This is a genomic window from Cetobacterium sp. (genome assembly GCF_051653945.1).
In the GTDB taxonomy this organism is placed as follows: domain Bacteria; phylum Fusobacteriota; class Fusobacteriia; order Fusobacteriales; family Fusobacteriaceae; genus Cetobacterium_A.
In genome coordinates this window covers 37,509-55,603 of sequence record NZ_JBOFXD010000055.1, presented here as the reverse complement: position 1 = coordinate 55,603, position 18,095 = coordinate 37,509, and the positions used below count along the sequence as shown (strand labels likewise).

Sequence of the window (18,095 nt, the reverse complement as noted above, 5' to 3'; positions counted from 1 at the left end):
CTCCTTTTTTGTAAATATTATCTAAAACTAGCTATTGCTTCCTCTTCTGTTCCATAAATATCAAATAATTCATCTAATCCAATCATCTCAAATATAGTTCTTATATGATCATTTAATCCAACTAACTTTATATCTCCACCTAAATCTCTTACAACTCTTAATTTTCCTCTTAAAATACCCATAGCTAAACTGTTTATATGAACTAAATCCCCAAAATCTATCACAAATTTATTTATATCAAGCTCTATTTGTTTTGCTATTCTTTCTTTTAATTTTGGTGCCACTAGTGCATCTAATTCTCCACATACCTTGATTACTCTTATGTCGTCCACTGTTTTTTCAATTATTTCAAAATTTGTAGTCATGCTAAATTTCCTCCTTAACTCTCTTTTCAACTTTTATTTTTGTTCCATTAATCTTCTTTTCAACTTTAAAATTATCTGCCATAGCTTTTGCTAAAAAAAGCCCCATTCCGCCTTCATCTTTACTAATCTTAGATTCATCAAACCCAACTCCATTATCTTCAACTACTAAATGAATAATGTCATTGTTTTTTTGAAGCTCTATAATTATATCACCAGATTTATATTCATAACCATGCTCTATAACATTTGTTGCTAGTTCATCAACAATCGATAAAATCTTCATTATATCTTTTTGTTCAACTTTTTGATGTTCTAAATATGTTTTAGTCATTGCCCTAATGATAGAAAGATTTTTTAAAGAGGATGGAACATACAGCTTTATTTCATTCTGCATTTTTTCACCTTCTCTCTGTAAATTTGGTTATTTTCCAATCACCATTTAAATATTTATACTCTACATTAAAATAAAAAACTTCTTCACCAAACCTAATTCCTATAGTATTTTCACCTAAATTTCTAGAAATTTGTGGTTTTGTAAAGTAGAACTTTACTTTAGACAAGTCATATTCTGAAAGTTTATTTATAGTATATCTCTCACTAAAGGAGATATCTAAGCTTTCTTTTAATCTTGTCACACTGTTCACCTGTAAATCTTTTTGAATGAGCTCTAATTTAGATACCAACTTTTCGTCAATATTTGATAAATTTTCATTATATCCTTTATCTAAATTTGAACAAGAAGCAGTCAAAATCATTAAAAATATAACATAAATCTTCTTTATCATCCAACACTTCCTTTTAAAGCTTTTCTGTACAATAATACCATACGAATACTTTTTTATCAAGACTATTATTTTCGGTAATTTTATGAAATAGTAGAGTAATTAAACCTTTATAAGGCATTAAACCTTTGTAAAATATCTGAAAAAATTTCATCTTGGGTCATTTTATCTAAATCGTACCAAATATACTCATGATCATTTTTAAACCATGTAAATTGTCTTTTAGCATAATTTCTTGAATTTTTCTTTATCAACTCTTTAGCATCCTCTAAAGTTATCTCTTGATTTATATACGAAATTAACTCTGAATAACCTATGATATTTATTTTTTTCAACACATCTCCATATTTTTCATAAAGATATCTTACCTCTTCTAAAAGTCCATTTTGCATCATTATCTCTACTCTTAAATTTATTCTATCATATAGATGTTCTCTATCTCTTTCTAAAGCAACTTTTAAAAATTTAAAATTGTTTCCTTTTATATTCTTTTTAGATAAAATCGAAAACTTCTCTCCAGTTTGATAGAAAACTTCTACTGCTCTTTCAACTCTTCTTTTATTATTGGGATGAATACTCTCAGCACTTTCTGGATCAATCTCTTTTAAAATCTCAAAAAGTTTATCTCCATCTTCATTCATTAATTTCTCTCTTATAGTTGGATCACTTTCTGGTAAAGCAGACAATCCTCTTACCACTGAATCTATATAAAGTCCTGTTCCCCCTACTAATAAAATATTTTTTTCTTCATCAGAATTTAATATTTCATCAACTTTTCTCTGATAATCACCAACACTATATTTTTTTATAGGTTTAACAACATCAATCATATGATGTACAACCCCTTGCATCTCATCCTCTGCTATTTTAGCTGTTCCTATATTCATCTCTTCATACACTTGTGCAGAATCTGCCGAGATAATTTCAGCATTTAAAGCTTTTGCTAATTTTATTGATAACTCTGTTTTTCCTACTCCTGTAGGTCCGGCTATAACTATCCCTTTCAATTTTTCACCTCTAAAATTTTTAAATAGATAAAAAAGCTGAACCCTAATGGCTCAGCTTAAAAAATAATTCTTTACTACTCAACGAAATCAAATTCTGTATCAGCAATTCTTACTGTATCTCCATCTTCAACACCAGCATCTTTTAAAGCGTCTTCTAGTCCTAAATTTCTAAGCATGTGTAAGAATGTAACAACTGATTCATCATCATGAGTTATAATATATTTAGCTAGCACGCCATCAACAATTGATCCGTCAACAACAAATACTCCTTCTTCATCTTGTGTTACAACAAATGGTTCTTTTCTAGTTCTATTAGCTTTCAATACATCAATAATGTCAGCTTCTTCCTCTAGCTCTTCTCTCTCTGTTTCTTGTAAAACATGCCAAGTTCTATTTAAAACCTCTTTTAATCCATCACCTAAAATAACAGATACTGGGAACACTTCATTTCCTTGTGCTTCCACATGAGATTTAAACTCTTCATATTTATCCATATCCCAAATTAAATCCATTTTATTTGCCAAAATAATTTGTTTCTTATTTGCTAATTTTTCACTAAACTTTACTAACTCATTATTTATTCTCTCATAATCTTCAATTGGATCTCTTCCTTCAATTCCAGCCACATCTACTATATGATATATCATTTTACATCTTTCAATATGTTTTAAGAATTTATCTCCTAATCCTACACCTTCATGAGCTCCTTCAATTAGTCCTGGTATATCCGCTACAACAAATGATCTACCTTCACCAAGTCTAACAACTCCTAATTTAGGCTCTAAAGTAGTAAAATGATAGTTTCCAACTTTAGATTTAGCTGCCGATATTTTATTTATTAAACTTGATTTTCCAACAGAAGGGTATCCAACTAACGCAACATCTGCTAAAAGTTTTAATTCTAATTTAACTCTTAACTCTACACCCTCTTTTCCTTTTCCAGCCATTGTTGGTGTTCTTCTAACTGAGTTTTTGAAGTTTGTATTTCCTAAACCTCCTCTACCTCCTCTTAAAAGAACTCTCTCTTCACCAGGAATACTCATATCTAAAAGTAACTTTCCTGTTTCCATATCTCTTACTTGAGTTCCAATTGGAACTTTTATTACTAAATTTTCTCCAAATTTTCCAAACATGTTTTTCTTTGCACCATTTTCACCGTTTTCTGCTTGGAACAATTTTTTGTATTTGAAGTCTATTAGTGTATTTATATTAGAGTCAGCTACGAAAACTAAGTCTCCTCCTCTACCTCCATCTCCACCATCTGGACCTCCAAATTGTATGCATTTTTCTCTTCTAAAAGTAGCGGCTCCATCTCCACCGTTACCTGCTTTTACCGTTATAATTACCTCATCTATAAACACAATTATCTCCTCCAAATATATTCAATCTATAATATAAATTCTATTTCATTTCAATGCGTTAATTGTTATATTCTACACCTTTTTCTAATATTTTGCAATTAATTTTACTATGTTTTTATTTAATATTTCTAATGTTTTATGTTAAAATTAAATTATACACATTATTTTAATTTAGGAGGATTTTATGAATAGTTTTGGTTCTCTTTTTAGAGTACATATTTATGGAGAATCTCATGGTTCTGGCATTGGAGTTTTAATCGATGGTGTTCCATCTGGAATAAAGCTTACTCTTGAAGATTTTACTAAAGATCTTTCTAAAAGAAAATCTGGAAAAGTGGGGACTACTCCTAGAAAAGAGGATGATATTCCAAAGATTATTTCAGGAGTTTTCAACGAATTTACAACTGGAGCTCCAATAAATATTTTTTTTGAGAATAAAAATACTGATTCTAAAGTTTATACTGACTTTAAATCACACCCTAGACCTGGTCATGCTGATTTTTCTGCTACTAAAAAATATTCAGGTTTTAATGATATTCGTGGTGGAGGCCATTTTTCTGGTAGACTAACACTTGCTCTTGTTGCAGCGGGTGTAATTGCAAAAAAAATTTTAAATAATATTATGTTTTCTAGTGAAATTGAATCGATTGGTATTTTAAATAAGTTAGAGTTTAATGAGAAATTAGAAAATTATTTACTTGAAACTACACATTCTGGTGATTCTTTAGGAGGTACAATCTCCTTAACTATTAAAAATGTTCCAATTGGTTTGGGAGAACCTTTTTTTGGATCTGTAGAATCTGTTATTTCATCTATAGTTTTTTCAATTCCAGGTGTTAAAGGAATCGAATTTGGTGCTGGTTTTAAAGGAAGTGAATTTTTAGGTAGCAAATTTAATGATTGTTTTATTGATAAAAATGGTAAAACTTCGTCTAATAACAATGGAGGTATTAACGGTGGAATTACAAATGGTAATGATATCTTTTTAAAAGTTGCTATTAAACCAACCTCTAGTATTTTTAAACCTCAAGAAACTTTTAACTTTAAAACTGATAATATTCAGACTTTGAAAATTAACGGAAGGCATGATGTCGCATTTCTTCTTAGAGTTCCTATTGTTTTAGAAAACTCTGTGGCTATTGCTCTTGCAGATTTATATTTACAAAATAAATAAATATTTTTTAATTTAGGAGGATAAAATGTCAAAAAGAGCTAATTATATTGATTGGGATGAGTACTTCATGGGAGTTGCAATTCTCTCTGCAAAACGTAGTAAAGATCCTGGAACACAAGTTGGAGCATGTATTGTAACTCCTGATAAAAGAATTGTTGGAGTTGGTTATAACGGACTTCCAGCAGGTTGTTCTGATGATGAGTTCCCTTGGGACAGAGAAGGGGATTTTCTAAATAGTAAATACGCATATGTTTGTCACGCTGAATTAAACGCTATTTTAAATAGTACTAAAAATTTAAAAGGATGTACTATTTATGTTGATCTTTTTCCATGTAATGAGTGTGCTAAAAGTATTATTCAAAGTGGAATAAGTGAAATAGTTTATCTTTCAGATAAGTATATTAATACGGATTCTAATACAGCATCTAAAAAACTTTTAAATGCTGCTAATATAAAATTAAGACAATTAGATCCTAAATTTGATACACTTGTTTTAAATTTTAGAAAGAACGGATAGGAGGTATCTATATGAATAATACACTGACTAGGTTAGAAGAATGGGTTAACTCTATGACTCACTACTTTGGTGCTATTCTAGCACTTATTGGAACTGGCGCTCTTTTAGTTCACTCTTTAAAAACAGATAATATTGGCTATATCATTGGTTCTATGGTATTTTGTTTTTCACTCGTTTTACTATATACCATGTCTGGAACCTACCATATACTTTGTGTTGGAAAAATTAAAAGGCTTTTTAAAATACTCGATCACTCAGCTATTTATATTTTAATATCTGGATCTTATACTCCATATCTCCTTGGAGTTTTTGATGGAACAACTAAATGGGTTCTTTTCTTTGTACAATGGGGAATGACACTTTTAGGAATACTTTTTAAAGTCTTTTTTGTTGGGAGATTTAATTTTATTTCTACCCTAATCTATCTTTTTATGGGATGGATGGTTATGTTTGTATTTAAAGATTTACAAATGCTTGCCTCACCACTCTCTTTCAAGTTACTAATTTGGGGTGGTATCAGTTATTCTGTTGGAACTATTTTTTATCTAATGAAAAATAGAAAGTTTGCTCATGGTATTTGGCATCTTTTTGTTTTAGCAGGTAGCATTTTCAATTATTTTTCAGTGTATTTTTTAATATAATATTTTTATAGGGGGAGTATTTTGCAAGATTTAAGTTTAAAGTTTGAAAAACAGAGTACCTTAACCACCATTTTAAAGTTTAGTATACCATCATCATTTGGTGCTATTATAGGTATGCTTTGTGTTTTAACTGATAGATATTTTATTGGTCAAGTGGCAGGAAGAGAGGGCATGGCAGCTATTGCCCTCGTTTTTCCTTATGCTATGATTATAAATAGTTTTAATTTCGCATTTTCTGGAATAGCTATTATAATTGGAGTTAAGTTAGGATCTAAAGATAGAGAAGGCGCTGAAAAAGTTTTATGTACTGGATTTTTATGGATTTTTATTGTAGGAGTCCTTTTAACTCTTTTTCTTTTTCTTTTTAATATTCCAATTCTGAGAATTTTAGGAGCTAGTTCTTCTAATATTACATCAGCTATAGAATACACAAATTTTTTAATTCCCATTGCAACTTTTCAAATTATTTTGGGACAAAGTACTCTTATTAGAGGAATTGGAGATTCGCTTACAGCTATGGGGGTAAATATTTTTACAGGTGTTTTCAATGTTATTTTGGATTATCTTTTTATTATCAAATTTGATATGGGAATTGGTGGAGCTGCATTGGCTACTTTAATCGCTACAGCTTTAAGTGCTTTTTATATTCTTTTTTATTTTTTCAAATCAGATGTTATTACATTCTCTCCAAAGTATCTCTCTCTTGATTTAAAAATCTTAAAAGAAATCTTTAAAATAGGAAGCCCTCGTTTCTATAATCAACTTCTACAATCTTCAGTTATTACGGTTACAAATAGAGAGGCTGGAGTCTATGGAGGAGATATTGCTACTGCTGCAATTGGAATTATCTCAATTTGTAGAAGTGTTATTAATACAAGTTTACAAGGTTTTAACCAAGGAACAGCGGCCATAATCTCATATACATTTGGATCTAAAAACTATGAACGTGTTAAAGAAGTCCTAAAAATCCAACTTTATACAGTTGTTAGTGTTTCAACTATTCTAGTTCTTCTTATGCTTTTTAACACTGAAAAGGTTGTTTCATTTTTTATAAAAAATGATCCTCCTTTAGTTGAATTTACAGTTTCAGCTATGAGGTTAAATCTTTTTTTAATGCCTTTCACTGCAATATTTTTAGCATGTAATAACTTTTTTCAATCTATTAAGGATAGCATTATAGCCACACGTTTTTTTATGCTAAGAATTGTTATTTTAAATATTCCCCTTGTTTATATTTTAGGATACTTTTTCAAAGAGATAGGTGTTTGGTTAGCTTTTCCTATATCGGATACACTAGTAGCCATAGTTATGTTTTTCTTAACAATAAAAAAAATAAGAAAGATATCACCAGACAATTGAGTTTAAAGAAAATCTATGCTATAATAATATATAATTTAATAATTGGGGATGCAAAGGTTTCGACAGGGTTGTGAGGTTATCGGTAGCAGGCCAGGTTGATCGCTGTGAGAGATCAACTCATCGTTTAGATGGAAACAGAAATTACGCTTTAGCTGCATAATGTCAGCTCACCTCTGAACATTCTCTTCTGTAGGAGCGTTCAATCAAGGTGTCACTTAAATACAGATTACCCTAAACGATTTCTCTAAGTTATAGGGGACATTTTAGAGGATAGCTTTAGTTAGCCCTGTTTGCGGGAGTAACTATTGCGAATTTAAATAGCAAACTAAGCTTGTAGAAGCTTATGGCGCTTGCAATTTTGGACACGGGTTCGATTCCCGTCATCTCCACCAATGAATCCACCAACTAAAATTTAGTTGTTGAAATAGTAAGACCGTATTGAACTTTTCAATACGGTCTTTTTATTTTTCTATTTAAAATGTTATTTCATCGGGATCAGGACCTATTCTCTCCTCTTTATTTAATGAATCAATATATTTCATATCCTCTTCATCTAAAACAAAATCCAATTGAAAATTCTCCATAATTCTAGATGGTGTAACTGATTTAGGCAACGGTAATAATCCATTTTGTAAGTGCCACTTTAAAACTATTTGAGCTACAGTTTTTCTATTTTTTTCAGCTACTTTTTTTAAACCTTCATGATCTAAAGCTCCCTGCATTAATGGACTCCAAGCTTCTACAATAATCCCATTTTCATCACAGAATTTTTTTAATTCTCTTTGTTGTAAATATGGATGTAACTCAATTTGATTTACCGCAGGTACTATTTCAAAATTATTCATTATATGTTTTAAATGGTGTTCTTTCATATTACATACACCTATAGCTCTAACTTTACCACTTTTATAAAGTGTTTCTAAAGCTCTCCATGTCTCCCAAGTTTTATTTAAATCTTTTGGTTGTGGCCAGTGAATTAAATACATATCTATATAATCTAATCCTAACTTTTTTAAAGATTCTTCATAAGCTTTTAAAGTTGTCTCATAACCTTGTTCAGTGTTCCAAACTTTAGTTACAATAAAAAGCTCTTCTCTTGAAACATCATTATTAGTTAAAAATTCAGCTATTCCCTCTCCTACAGCATCTTCATTTCCATAAATAGCAGCTGTATCAATATGTCTATATCCCATTTCTAAAGCTGTTCTCACTGCATTTTTACACTGCTCTTTATCAGTTGCTTTCCATGTTCCAAAACCTACTTTCGGAATTTTCAAACCATTATTTAATAGATACATATTTCCCCACTCCCCTTTTATTTTAAATTATTCTTATTAAAAAGCCTTTTAAGTACTCAGTTTCAGGAACTGCTACTGAGATTGGATGACATGAACTTTGATGTAATTGATTTACTATTACCGCTTTTACTCCCGCATCTTTAACAGCATAAGCTAAAGCCATTCTTAAATCTGCACTTGTAACTGCACCACTACAACTATAAATTGAAAGTAATCCACCTTTTTTTGTAAGTTTTATTCCATTTAAAATTATATCCTTATACGCTTTTAAAGCTTTATCTAAATCTCTTCTATTTGGTGCCAATTTTGGTGGATCTAGATTTACTACATCCCATTGACGTCCTTCTTTTACTAAATCTCTTAAAACATTAAATAGATTTCCCTTTATGAACTCAACATTTTCATATTTAATCAAATTTTTTCTAGCAACATTCAAAACATCTTCACTGACATCTATTAAAGTTGATGAGTTTGCTCCATTTACCATAGCATGAAGTGAGAACCCTCCAGTATAACTACATACGTCTAAAAAATCTTTATCTTTTGATAGAGAACCCATTAAAATTCTATTATCTCTTTGGTCTGAGTAAAATCCTGTTTTTTGTCCTTTTAAGTCTATTGTGAACTTAGCCTCTCCTTCAAAAATTTCAATCTCATCTGGAACTTCACCAAAAAGAATTCCTGAAATTTCAGGAAGACCTTCTAACTTTCTTCCATCCCCTTCGCTCTTTTCATATATTCCCTTTACATTTGGAATCTCTTTTTTTAAGGCTTCTATTAAAATCTCTTTATCTTTTTCCATTCCTAAAGTTGAAGCTTGAACTACTAAATAATCTCCAAAACGATCTACTATAACTCCTGGTAAAGAATCTGATTCACTATGGATTAACCTATACCCATTACTATTTATATTTATCATTTCTCTTAAAGCATATGCTTCTTTTACTTTTTCAGAATACCAATTTAAATCTATTTTTTTATCGATATCTTTTTCTAGCATACGTACCATAAGTTTTGAATTTTTATTATAATGACCATATCCAATAAACTCTTTTTTCCAATTGTATACTTCTATAACTGATCCTGCTTCTGGATTTCCTTCTATCTTTTCCACTGCTCCAGAATACATCCATGGGTGTCCACTCTGCCACATTCTCTCTCTATCTTTTTTTATAAAAATTTTACCCAACTTTTCACGTCCTTTTAGTTTTTAAAAACTAATATATTATATTACATTTTATAACTATATCTAAAAAAATACAATTAGTTTTGTGAAAATAGAAGAGTATCACCCATTAAAAGTGTCACATCTCCTTTTGGAGTTATGTAATTTTCATCTCTTTTTATAGATACAATTAGCATTCCTTGAGGTAATTCAAGTTCTCTAATCTTTTTATTAATATATTCTGATTGTTCATCTAGTATCATTTTCTTCAAAGCTAGTTCTTCTAATTCATCTACTTCTATAATTTTATCTTCCTCTTGACCCTCTTCAAATAAATTTAATTTTTTTCCTACATATTTTAAAGTCATTCCTTGAAGAAGAACTGAAAATACCACAATATAAAAAGTTAGATTAAACATTCCTTGGGCATTAGGTAATCCCTCCGTTATAGCCATTGTGGCAAAAATTATAGGAACTGCTCCCTTTAGTCCTGCCCATGATATAAAAAATTTCTCTTTATAATTAAATTTAAATGGCCATAATAGACTATAAACAACAAGCATTCTTATAACTATTATCATAATTACAGATAATAGACTTCCTATAAATATATATCCTAACAATTGACTAGGAAAAACCAATAATCCTAACATTACAAACATCCCTATTTGCATAAACCATGTTATCAACCTCATATTTCTAATTGAATTTAATTTATAGTTAAACTTCTTATTTCCAATCATTATTCCAGCAATATATATTGCCAAAAATCCATTCCCATCTAAAACTGTTGCTAAGCCAAAACAGATAAACAGTATAGCAATTAGATGTATAGTTAAAAACTCTTCTCTCACTATTTTTATATAATTAGCTAACGGTAATGTTACCACTCCAAATATATACCCTATAATTGCTCCTAAGGTTATTTGTTTTAAAAGAAAAATTATTCCTGTTACAATTGATGTACTTTCTCCCTCTTTAAAAAATGATAATAAAAAAAGAATTAAAGCATAGGCCATTGGGTCATTACTTCCTGACTCTATTTCAACAACTGATTTTATTTCTTTCTTTAGCTTTGAATCTCCTAAAATAGACATAACTGCTGCTGCATCTGTCGATGATACCATAGCACTAAATAGTAAAGCTTCTTTTAAAGTGAAATCTGTTAGGTAATATACAGCTACTCCCGACAAACCAGCAGTTAATAAAACACCTAAGGTTGCTAATGTTCCACTAGGATAAAAGCATTTCTTTACGTCCTCTTTTTTAGTTTCTAGCCCTCCTGAAAAAATTATAAACATTAGAGCTATCGTTCCTAAATTTTGAGCGACCAAAGCATTGTCAAAATAAATTCTACCTATTCCTTCTGATCCAGCTAACATTCCTACTAATAAAAACATTATCAACAAAGGTATCTCTAACTTTTTAGATATCCTTATTGAAAATAAACTTAGTAGTATAATTATTCCAGCAATTAGTATCTCTACTCCCATATATCCACCTACCTTGAAATGCCATATTTGATTATATATTCTAATAGCTTAAAAGTAGTCACTCCTACTAACATTAAATATGACCCAACAAACATCATTAAAAATAACACTTTAAAAATCTTATCAAAAAAGCTTTCCTTTTTTCTTAAAATTTCATTCTCTTCAGTTAATAATAGTTTTTTCATTTTTTCCTCCAATTTTATTTTAATATTATTGAAAAAACTATTTCTTTAAATTCTTAACACTCGATTTTCGTATCTATTTAAAATAGTATATATTAAATCATCATTTTTGGAAAAACTTAAAAACGAACCTTCATTTAAATTAATTCTAAAAATTGGAGAAAAATTAGAATTAATAAGATAAGTTACAGTATCGTCATTTCCTAAATCGTCATCTTTTTTGTCTCGACTAAATGTTGTTATTATTTTAATATCTTTACTCGATATATTTAAAAGTACATGCCTATCATTTCTGTAATTTTTCGACTCTTTTATTTCTGAAGATACAAAAGTATATAGGTGAGATCTATCTTTAATCTCCTCCCTAATACTTCCAAAAATTGAAATAATAGAAAGAAGTAAAAATAGAGATAATCTTTTTCTCATTTTTTTCACCTCTTAAATTTATTCTATAAGTTTAAATTTTTTCTTTTTTTATCTATAAATTTAATTAGACATTATACATGTTTTTTGACCACTTTCCAATAAAAATAAAAACCATGCAATCTACTTGCATGGTTTTTCAATTAATGACCGCAGCTACATCCACATCCACCTGATGATTGTCCATTTTCATCAACGAATTGAGCGATTTGATCTAATCCTATAAAAGTTTTTGTTCCGCTACACTTCTCTACAATTAAGCATGGTACAGATCTAACTCCATACATTCCTGCTAACTCTTGATTTTCCATAGCATTTATAATCTCTACACCTTCAGTATCTGCTAAAAGCTCCTTTGCTGGACCACAATATTGACAAGTTGGTGTTGTAAATAACATAATTCTCATTTTTTCATACCTCCATTTATACTTTTTCTGTATATATTATTATCATATAAAACTTTAGTATAAAAGTCAAGAATTTTTATATCTTTAATATTTTATTTTTCATACTCCATTAAAACTATAGGATTCTCTATAAAAAATGCTGGACATTTAAATTTAGGCAAATTTTCTAGCACCCCAGCTTTTTCTTTTGTCGCTATAACTATTTTTTTTTCGGCTCTATTTATTGTTTCCATACTTAAGGTTATTCTTTTGTGTGGATGGTTTGAACTTTCAGTTATAAGAGTTGGCTCTAATACTTCTACATCATCCATTGTAAATATTGATCCTGTATGTCCATCCTCTCCTATTCCTAAATAAACTGCATCAAATTTTATATCACCTTTAAAATACTTTAGTAATCTTTTTTCATAATCAATCTTTGAATCCAATGGAGTTTTTAATATCTCTATTTTATGTATATTTTTTTCAGGAATATCAATTTTATCTAAAAGATTCTTTCTTAAAAGATTGTAATTGCTATTATTACTATCCAATGGTACAAACCTTTCGTCCACTAAAAATATATTTATTTTTTCCCATTCTATATCCTCTTTTGATAGTTTAGTAAAAAATTCTTTTGGAGTTCTTCCCCCTGAAAACGCTATATTAACAATGTCTTTTCCATATGTTGTCTCTTTAAATATATCTATTGCTTTTTTATAAAGATCACTTTTTTTAGAAACTTTGATTAATCTCATATTACTCCCTCCTTTTCATTCACTAGATTTCTCTATGTAGTATTCTTGATAATTAAACTTTGGTATTGATTTTTTTGACTTTTGGTTTACTAAGGAATAACTACCATCTTTATTTTGAACTCTCAATTTGACATTATCTTTCAAAATATCTTTTATAAGTTGAGTAACTTTTTTCCGATCCTCTTTATTTTCTAAAGGGAAGATTGTTTCCACTCTTCCATCTAAATTTCTTCTCATACAATCTGCACTTCCTAAATATAACTCCTCTTCTCCATTGTTTTCAAAGTAATATATTCTATCATGTTCTAAAAATCTTCCAACTAAACTATAAACCTTTATATTTTCACTTAATCCAGCTATTCCACTCTTTAGGCAACAAGCTCCTCTAACAATTAGAATAACTTCAATCCCTGCTTTAGAAGCATCATAAAGCTTCTCTATTATTCCTTGATCCGTTAAGCCATTTACTTTAATAACTATTTTTCCTAGCCCACCTTTTGAAGTATTCTCAATCTCTCTATCAATAAATCTATATAGTGTATCTCTTAAGTGAGTTGGTGCTACTACCAGCTTTTTCCAATCATCTATCTTTGAAAATCCAGTTAATTTATTAAAAAGATAGCTTGCATCTATTCCCATCTCCTCATCCATAGTAAAAAAAGAGTAATCTACATATAATTTTGCTGTTGAATCATTATAGTTTCCTGTTCCAAAATGTACATATCTTTTTATCCCCTCCTCTTCTTTTCTAATTATCAATAAACATTTAGCATGAGTTTTTAGTCCACTTAATCCATAAATTACATGACACCCTGCTTCTTCTAACTCTCTCGCCCACTTAACATTTCTTTCTTCATCAAATCTAGCCTTTAACTCTACTAACACCGTTACTTGTTTCCCATTTTCAGCAGCTTTTTTCAGATATTTTATTATTGGAGAATCACCACTTACTCTATATAAGGTTTGCTTTATAGCCAGAACTTTAGGATCTTGAGCAGATACTTTTACTAAGTCTACTACATGATCAAAACTTTCAAAAGGATGTCTAAGTAAAATATTTCTTTTTGATAAAACCTTAAATATATTTTCACCAGCCAACTCTTTGTAATACCTTGGAATATTTTTTTCAAATTTTAACTCTTCAACTCCATCAACATCCATCATTCCCCATAAAAATGTCAAATCTAAAGGTCCTAAAACTGGATAAAAATTCTCCTCTTCAAGTTCTATTTGCTCTTTTAAAAATTCTAAACTTTTATTCGAAACTCCACGAATATATTCAACTCTAACTGGGTTACCCCATTTCCTATTTTTTACTTCTTTTTCTATTTCAACTAATAGATCCTCTGCACCACTATTTTCATCTATACCCAAATCTTCATCTCTTGTAATTCTAAAATACCCTATATCTATTATTTCATAACCATTAAATAATCTATTAAGATTATTTTTTATTACCTCTTCTAATAAAATAAAATTATTTTCACCAGGTAGTTTGATTAATCTATTTACAACTCTTGGAATTTCAACTATAGCAAAAGATATTCCGTCCTTCTCTTTTACATTTAAAATCAAATTTATGGCTCCGCTATTCAAGTGTGGAAATGGTCTAAAAGTATCTATCGCCATTGGTGTCAATATTGGAAATAAGGTTTCATTATAATAATTTTCTATAAATCGTAACTCTTTTCCTTGTAACTCCTCATACCCCTTTATTGAAATTTTCCCTTCTACTTTTATTTCATTCATAATTGTACTATAAAGTTTATATTGTTTCTCAATAACTTTTGTGACCTCTTTTTTTATTATTGTTAACTGCTCTTTTGGGAGTAGACCTGCTATATCTCTCAACTCTAAATTTGATTCATCTTGAGCTTTTAATCCAGCAACTCTTACTTTAAAAAATTCATCAAAATTTGAACTTACAATTGCTAAAAACTTTATTTTTTCTAAAAGTGGATTATCATTTGCCTCTGCTTCAGAGAGTACTCTTTTATTAAACTCTATCCAACTTATCTCTCTGTTGTAAAAGTCCTTTCCAGTATAGGTACTCATTCTCCAAACCTCCTATTTATTTTAAGCTCTATATCTAAGTCAAAAAGATATTTAAAAAGTTTCGATTGTTTCTCAAAACTACTTTTTTCCATATAAAAATCCTCTTTTGTATCCATCTCTATTATTAAATTATTTTTAGTTAAATTTATTTTTTCGTTATACAATCTTCTTTTTTTTCCTCTATCTAAAGATGTCGCTATTTTAATAATTGCTATAATTTTTAATAGTTTTATCAACTCTTCCCCTTTAAATCCATCGTTATAAAGTGATTCTAACTTTGTATTTGACGTATGAGCTCCAACTATAAAGGCTATTTTTTCAACCATCTCTCTATTCAAACCAAATATTGTTGTATTTTCAAGTATATACACTGAATGTTTACTATGATTTTCAAAATCTATTGCTTTTCCTATATCATGTAAATAGGCTGCTATTATAAAATATTTATAATCTTTTAATCCTAAAGAGTGATACCCTTTCAATTTATCTAATAATTTTATACCTATATTTTTTACAAACTCTGAATGCTCTCTATCAAAATCAAATTTTTCACCTAAATCTATAACTGAATCCAATGTTATTTTCCACAATGTTTCCTCAAAAGAGTATCTAATTTCAGGATAAAATTTCTCTAATGCGCATAAATCTTTTATATTAAAATCTAAAAATTTAATCTCTTTCACTTCAAAATAATCAGCAAAACTTATAATTAAACAGATTGATATAACCATCAATTTTGCAGTAGGCACACTACACTTATATTTTGTAGAAATTTCATTGTATGAATGTTCTTGTAAAAACTTTAATTTTTCTTTTAATTCACTTAATGTTAAATTTTTTAAATCTTTTTTTCCAAAAATTAACTTCAAAAGTTTTTCCTCTAACTCCCCTTCTAAAATAAGTTTTTTTATAATTTTTCTTCCCACATCTCTTCTTATAAACTCAACATAACTTTCCATATAATCACAAATAAAATCAAAAGCCTTCTTTGAGTTTATATTATTCTCTTCAAGTATTAAGTACAACTTTTCTGTCCCTAAATTTATATGCTCATTTATGGATAGTTCTCCTTTATAAAATAGATATACCCCTGAACTGAAAGATTTTAAATTAAAAAATAATCTACTCTCTTTTTTTGAAAAAACCTCTTTTTCTAAATGAATCAATTTTTTTATAGAATAATATGTTTTCTCACTTAAATCTATATTTTCTACAGGTAAATTTACTTTTAGTTTTATTTGATCTAAGACCATTGGAAAATTAGTTATTGTTTTAAAAAATTCACTAAATATAATTTTCTTTTCTGTAGATCCATAATCTCTAGATAAGTTATCCATTTTTTTTAATATCTCACGTAGTTTTCTCATTTTTTCTAGAGAAATTTCATCTTTGTCCTTAATCTCTTTAAAAAGATTAATATCTTCTGTAACTTTTTCTAAAACTTTATATCCATTTTCTTTTTTTTCATATATTTTCATCTCTATAAAAGTTGAATTAATCTCTATTACTGTGTAAGTCCCCATATCTTCTCCGTTCTATTTATTTCATTTTAAACTTCAGTTTTTTATCAAAAGTATTCACAAATTTTTTCTGAGACACAAATAGATCAATAATTTTTAAATCCTCTTCATCTTTATCTTTAATAAAAAATATAATCTCATCTTTTGTAATTTCTATCTCAAAATTTTCCTCTTCTAATAATAAATCATCATAAAATATATTCGTTATATTCAGTATTTTAGAAAGCATCATCAGCTCATCTATTTCGCTATCTTTAAACATCTCTTTATATTTTTCTAATCCTTTATATTTTTTATTTCCTCTGGCTACAATTAATGATGATGCAACAAGCTCTTTGTGTTCAATACCTTTTACTCCTAAATTCAATATCATATAAGCTGAATGTAATGGATAATTTACAAAATTAATACTCTTTCCTATATCATATAAATACGTCACTATCTTTATTATTTTCTCATTTATTCCTTTAAGTTTATATTCTCTATCTAATGATGAACATATTTTTTTAAAAATTTTATACTGTTTTTCTTTTATTACTGTATTAATATCTAAAATCTCTAATATCTCTTTAAAACCATCTTCAAAAGGGTCTTGAATAACTTTTCCACATTCGCTAAGTCTTTCATATAAAACCCCCTCTCTTATTCCATAACCACTAATTATTAACTCTTTTAAAGTGAAATATGTCAATACCTCTTCTACCGCTATTGCTGCCCCTATAAATACGTCAGCTCTAGCTTTAGATAATCCTTGTACATCTTGTTTCTCCTTATAGTCTTTATCTTTTAAAAAATCTACCACTTCTTTTACACCTTCAACACTTACCTTATAATTATGTAGTAATTCTAAAGGATAGTCGTTCATATATAGATTTACTCCTCCAATATTTCTAACTGTACCTCCTACCCCTATTAAAGGCAGACCTTTTATTTTATCTTTCCACTGAACTAATTTAAGCTGATCTTGTATAAATTCCCTTAATATCTCCTCATCTTTTTTACTTAACCTATCTTTTAAATTTACAATTTCTGATAAAGTTACTGCTCCAAAATTTAAACTAACTCTTTCTAAAGCCTCTCTATTTTCAAAATGAACTATTTCTAAACTTGATCCACCTAAGTCAATTACAACTCCATCTTTTATATCTAATGTATTTATTGCTCCTTCAAAAGAAAAATATGCTTCATCCTCACCTTTAAAAATAATTACATCTATTCCTGTTGTTTTTGAAATCTCCTTTAATAGATGTTCTCCATTTGTAGCAATTCTTAAAGCAGCTGTCCCAAAAGCTACAATTTCATCTACATTATTTTTTAAACATACTTTTTTAAATAACTGTATTGTTTTTAACGCCAATTTTATTTTTTCATCCTTCAACTCTTTTTTATCATTTATCCCCTCTCCTAACCTAACTGTTTCCTTTATATCCTCTATTGGAATAAAAGATTTATTTGGGGTAATTTCATATATAACCATTCTAATAGAGTTAGAGCCAATATCCATAACGCAAATTCTTTTTCTTAAAGTCATTTTAACGCCTCCAAAACTTTTGTATTTTTAAGGATTTACTGCTTTTTTATCACTCTTCCTTTTCAAAATAAATTTCAA

The 18,095-nt window shown here is 28.7% G+C and carries 19 protein-coding genes and 1 other RNA gene; 5 read left to right on the top strand and 15 right to left on the bottom strand.

All coding sequences use genetic code 11. From position 1 onward, the window contains the following. Positions 1-17 precede the first annotated feature (17 nt). From ACRC8M_RS06125 to obgE, 5 genes are all read right to left on the bottom strand, one after another. The gene (locus tag ACRC8M_RS06125) at positions 18-365 is read right to left on the bottom strand and encodes an STAS domain-containing protein (RefSeq protein ID WP_438528331.1); all 348 of its coding nucleotides are present in this window, start codon (positions 363-365) and stop codon (positions 18-20) included. Between the two features lies 1 nt (position 366). Further along, positions 367-759, bottom strand: a complete 393-nt coding sequence (locus ACRC8M_RS06120; protein ID WP_023050292.1) for an ATP-binding protein — start codon at positions 757-759, stop codon at positions 367-369. A 4-nt stretch (positions 760-763) separates the two neighbouring features. Further along, positions 764-1,150: a hypothetical protein gene (locus ACRC8M_RS06115; RefSeq protein ID WP_438528330.1), complete on the bottom strand. Its 387-nt coding sequence runs from the start codon at positions 1,148-1,150 to the stop codon at positions 764-766. A gap of 107 nt (positions 1,151-1,257) precedes the next feature. Beyond that, positions 1,258-2,154: a tRNA (adenosine(37)-N6)-dimethylallyltransferase MiaA gene (miaA, locus tag ACRC8M_RS06110; protein WP_438528329.1), complete on the bottom strand. Its 897-nt coding sequence runs from the start codon at positions 2,152-2,154 to the stop codon at positions 1,258-1,260. Positions 2,155-2,228: 74 nt separating this feature from the next. Continuing rightward, positions 2,229-3,515 (bottom strand): GTPase ObgE, encoded by a 1,287-nt coding sequence (gene obgE, locus ACRC8M_RS06105; protein WP_438528328.1) that lies wholly within the window; start codon positions 3,513-3,515, stop codon positions 2,229-2,231. A 184-nt stretch (positions 3,516-3,699) separates the two neighbouring features. Here obgE and ACRC8M_RS06100 point away from each other — a divergent pair, with 184 nt between their 5' ends. From ACRC8M_RS06100 to ssrA, 5 genes are all read left to right on the top strand, one after another. After that, positions 3,700-4,689 carry a chorismate synthase gene (locus ACRC8M_RS06100; protein WP_438528327.1) on the top strand — a complete coding sequence of 330 codons (990 nt, stop codon included), beginning with the start codon at positions 3,700-3,702 and terminating at the stop codon, positions 4,687-4,689. A gap of 25 nt (positions 4,690-4,714) precedes the next feature. Further along, on the top strand, positions 4,715-5,206 hold the full coding sequence (locus tag ACRC8M_RS06095; RefSeq protein WP_438528326.1) for a deoxycytidylate deaminase: 492 nt from the start codon (positions 4,715-4,717) through the stop codon (positions 5,204-5,206). A gap of 11 nt (positions 5,207-5,217) precedes the next feature. Continuing rightward, a complete protein-coding gene (gene trhA, locus ACRC8M_RS06090; RefSeq protein WP_438528325.1) occupies positions 5,218-5,847 on the top strand; it encodes a PAQR family membrane homeostasis protein TrhA in 630 nt (209 codons plus the stop codon). A 21-nt stretch (positions 5,848-5,868) separates the two neighbouring features. Next, on the top strand, positions 5,869-7,206 hold the full coding sequence (locus ACRC8M_RS06085) for an MATE family efflux transporter (RefSeq protein WP_438528324.1): 1,338 nt from the start codon (positions 5,869-5,871) through the stop codon (positions 7,204-7,206). Positions 7,207-7,250: 44 nt separating this feature from the next. Continuing rightward, positions 7,251-7,598, top strand: a transfer-messenger RNA (tmRNA) gene (gene ssrA, locus ACRC8M_RS06080). 81 nt (positions 7,599-7,679) lie between these two features. Here ssrA and ACRC8M_RS06075 read toward each other — a convergent pair. From ACRC8M_RS06075 to ACRC8M_RS06030, 10 genes are all read right to left on the bottom strand, one after another. After that, complete coding sequence (locus tag ACRC8M_RS06075; protein WP_438528323.1) at positions 7,680-8,504, bottom strand: aldo/keto reductase; 825 nt, start codon at positions 8,502-8,504, stop codon at positions 7,680-7,682. A 22-nt stretch (positions 8,505-8,526) separates the two neighbouring features. Next, positions 8,527-9,693, bottom strand: coding sequence for a class I SAM-dependent rRNA methyltransferase (locus ACRC8M_RS06070; RefSeq protein ID WP_438528322.1), 1,167 nt, complete (start codon positions 9,691-9,693; stop codon positions 8,527-8,529). A gap of 74 nt (positions 9,694-9,767) precedes the next feature. Further along, positions 9,768-11,162 (bottom strand): potassium/proton antiporter, encoded by a 1,395-nt coding sequence (locus tag ACRC8M_RS06065; RefSeq protein WP_438528321.1) that lies wholly within the window; start codon positions 11,160-11,162, stop codon positions 9,768-9,770. Positions 11,163-11,170: 8 nt separating this feature from the next. Beyond that, positions 11,171-11,347 carry a hypothetical protein gene (locus tag ACRC8M_RS06060; protein ID WP_438528320.1) on the bottom strand — a complete coding sequence of 59 codons (177 nt, stop codon included), beginning with the start codon at positions 11,345-11,347 and terminating at the stop codon, positions 11,171-11,173. Between the two features lie 45 nt (positions 11,348-11,392). Continuing rightward, positions 11,393-11,770 (bottom strand): hypothetical protein, encoded by a 378-nt coding sequence (locus ACRC8M_RS06055; protein ID WP_438528319.1) that lies wholly within the window; start codon positions 11,768-11,770, stop codon positions 11,393-11,395. 140 nt (positions 11,771-11,910) lie between these two features. Continuing rightward, positions 11,911-12,174 (bottom strand): glutaredoxin domain-containing protein, encoded by a 264-nt coding sequence (locus ACRC8M_RS06050; protein WP_438528318.1) that lies wholly within the window; start codon positions 12,172-12,174, stop codon positions 11,911-11,913. 92 nt (positions 12,175-12,266) lie between these two features. Then, positions 12,267-12,911, bottom strand: coding sequence for a 6-phosphogluconolactonase (gene pgl / locus ACRC8M_RS06045; RefSeq protein WP_438528317.1), 645 nt, complete (start codon positions 12,909-12,911; stop codon positions 12,267-12,269). A gap of 15 nt (positions 12,912-12,926) precedes the next feature. Continuing rightward, positions 12,927-14,966 (bottom strand): polyphosphate kinase 1, encoded by a 2,040-nt coding sequence (ppk1, locus tag ACRC8M_RS06040; protein ID WP_438528316.1) that lies wholly within the window; start codon positions 14,964-14,966, stop codon positions 12,927-12,929. After that, the gene (locus tag ACRC8M_RS06035) at positions 14,963-16,489 is read right to left on the bottom strand and encodes an HD domain-containing protein (protein WP_438528315.1); all 1,527 of its coding nucleotides are present in this window, start codon (positions 16,487-16,489) and stop codon (positions 14,963-14,965) included. Before ACRC8M_RS06035 ends, ppk1 begins: the two co-directional genes overlap by 4 nt. Positions 16,490-16,505: 16 nt before the next feature. Next, positions 16,506-18,017, bottom strand: coding sequence for a Ppx/GppA phosphatase family protein (locus tag ACRC8M_RS06030; protein ID WP_438528314.1), 1,512 nt, complete (start codon positions 18,015-18,017; stop codon positions 16,506-16,508). Positions 18,018-18,095 lie beyond the last annotated feature (78 nt).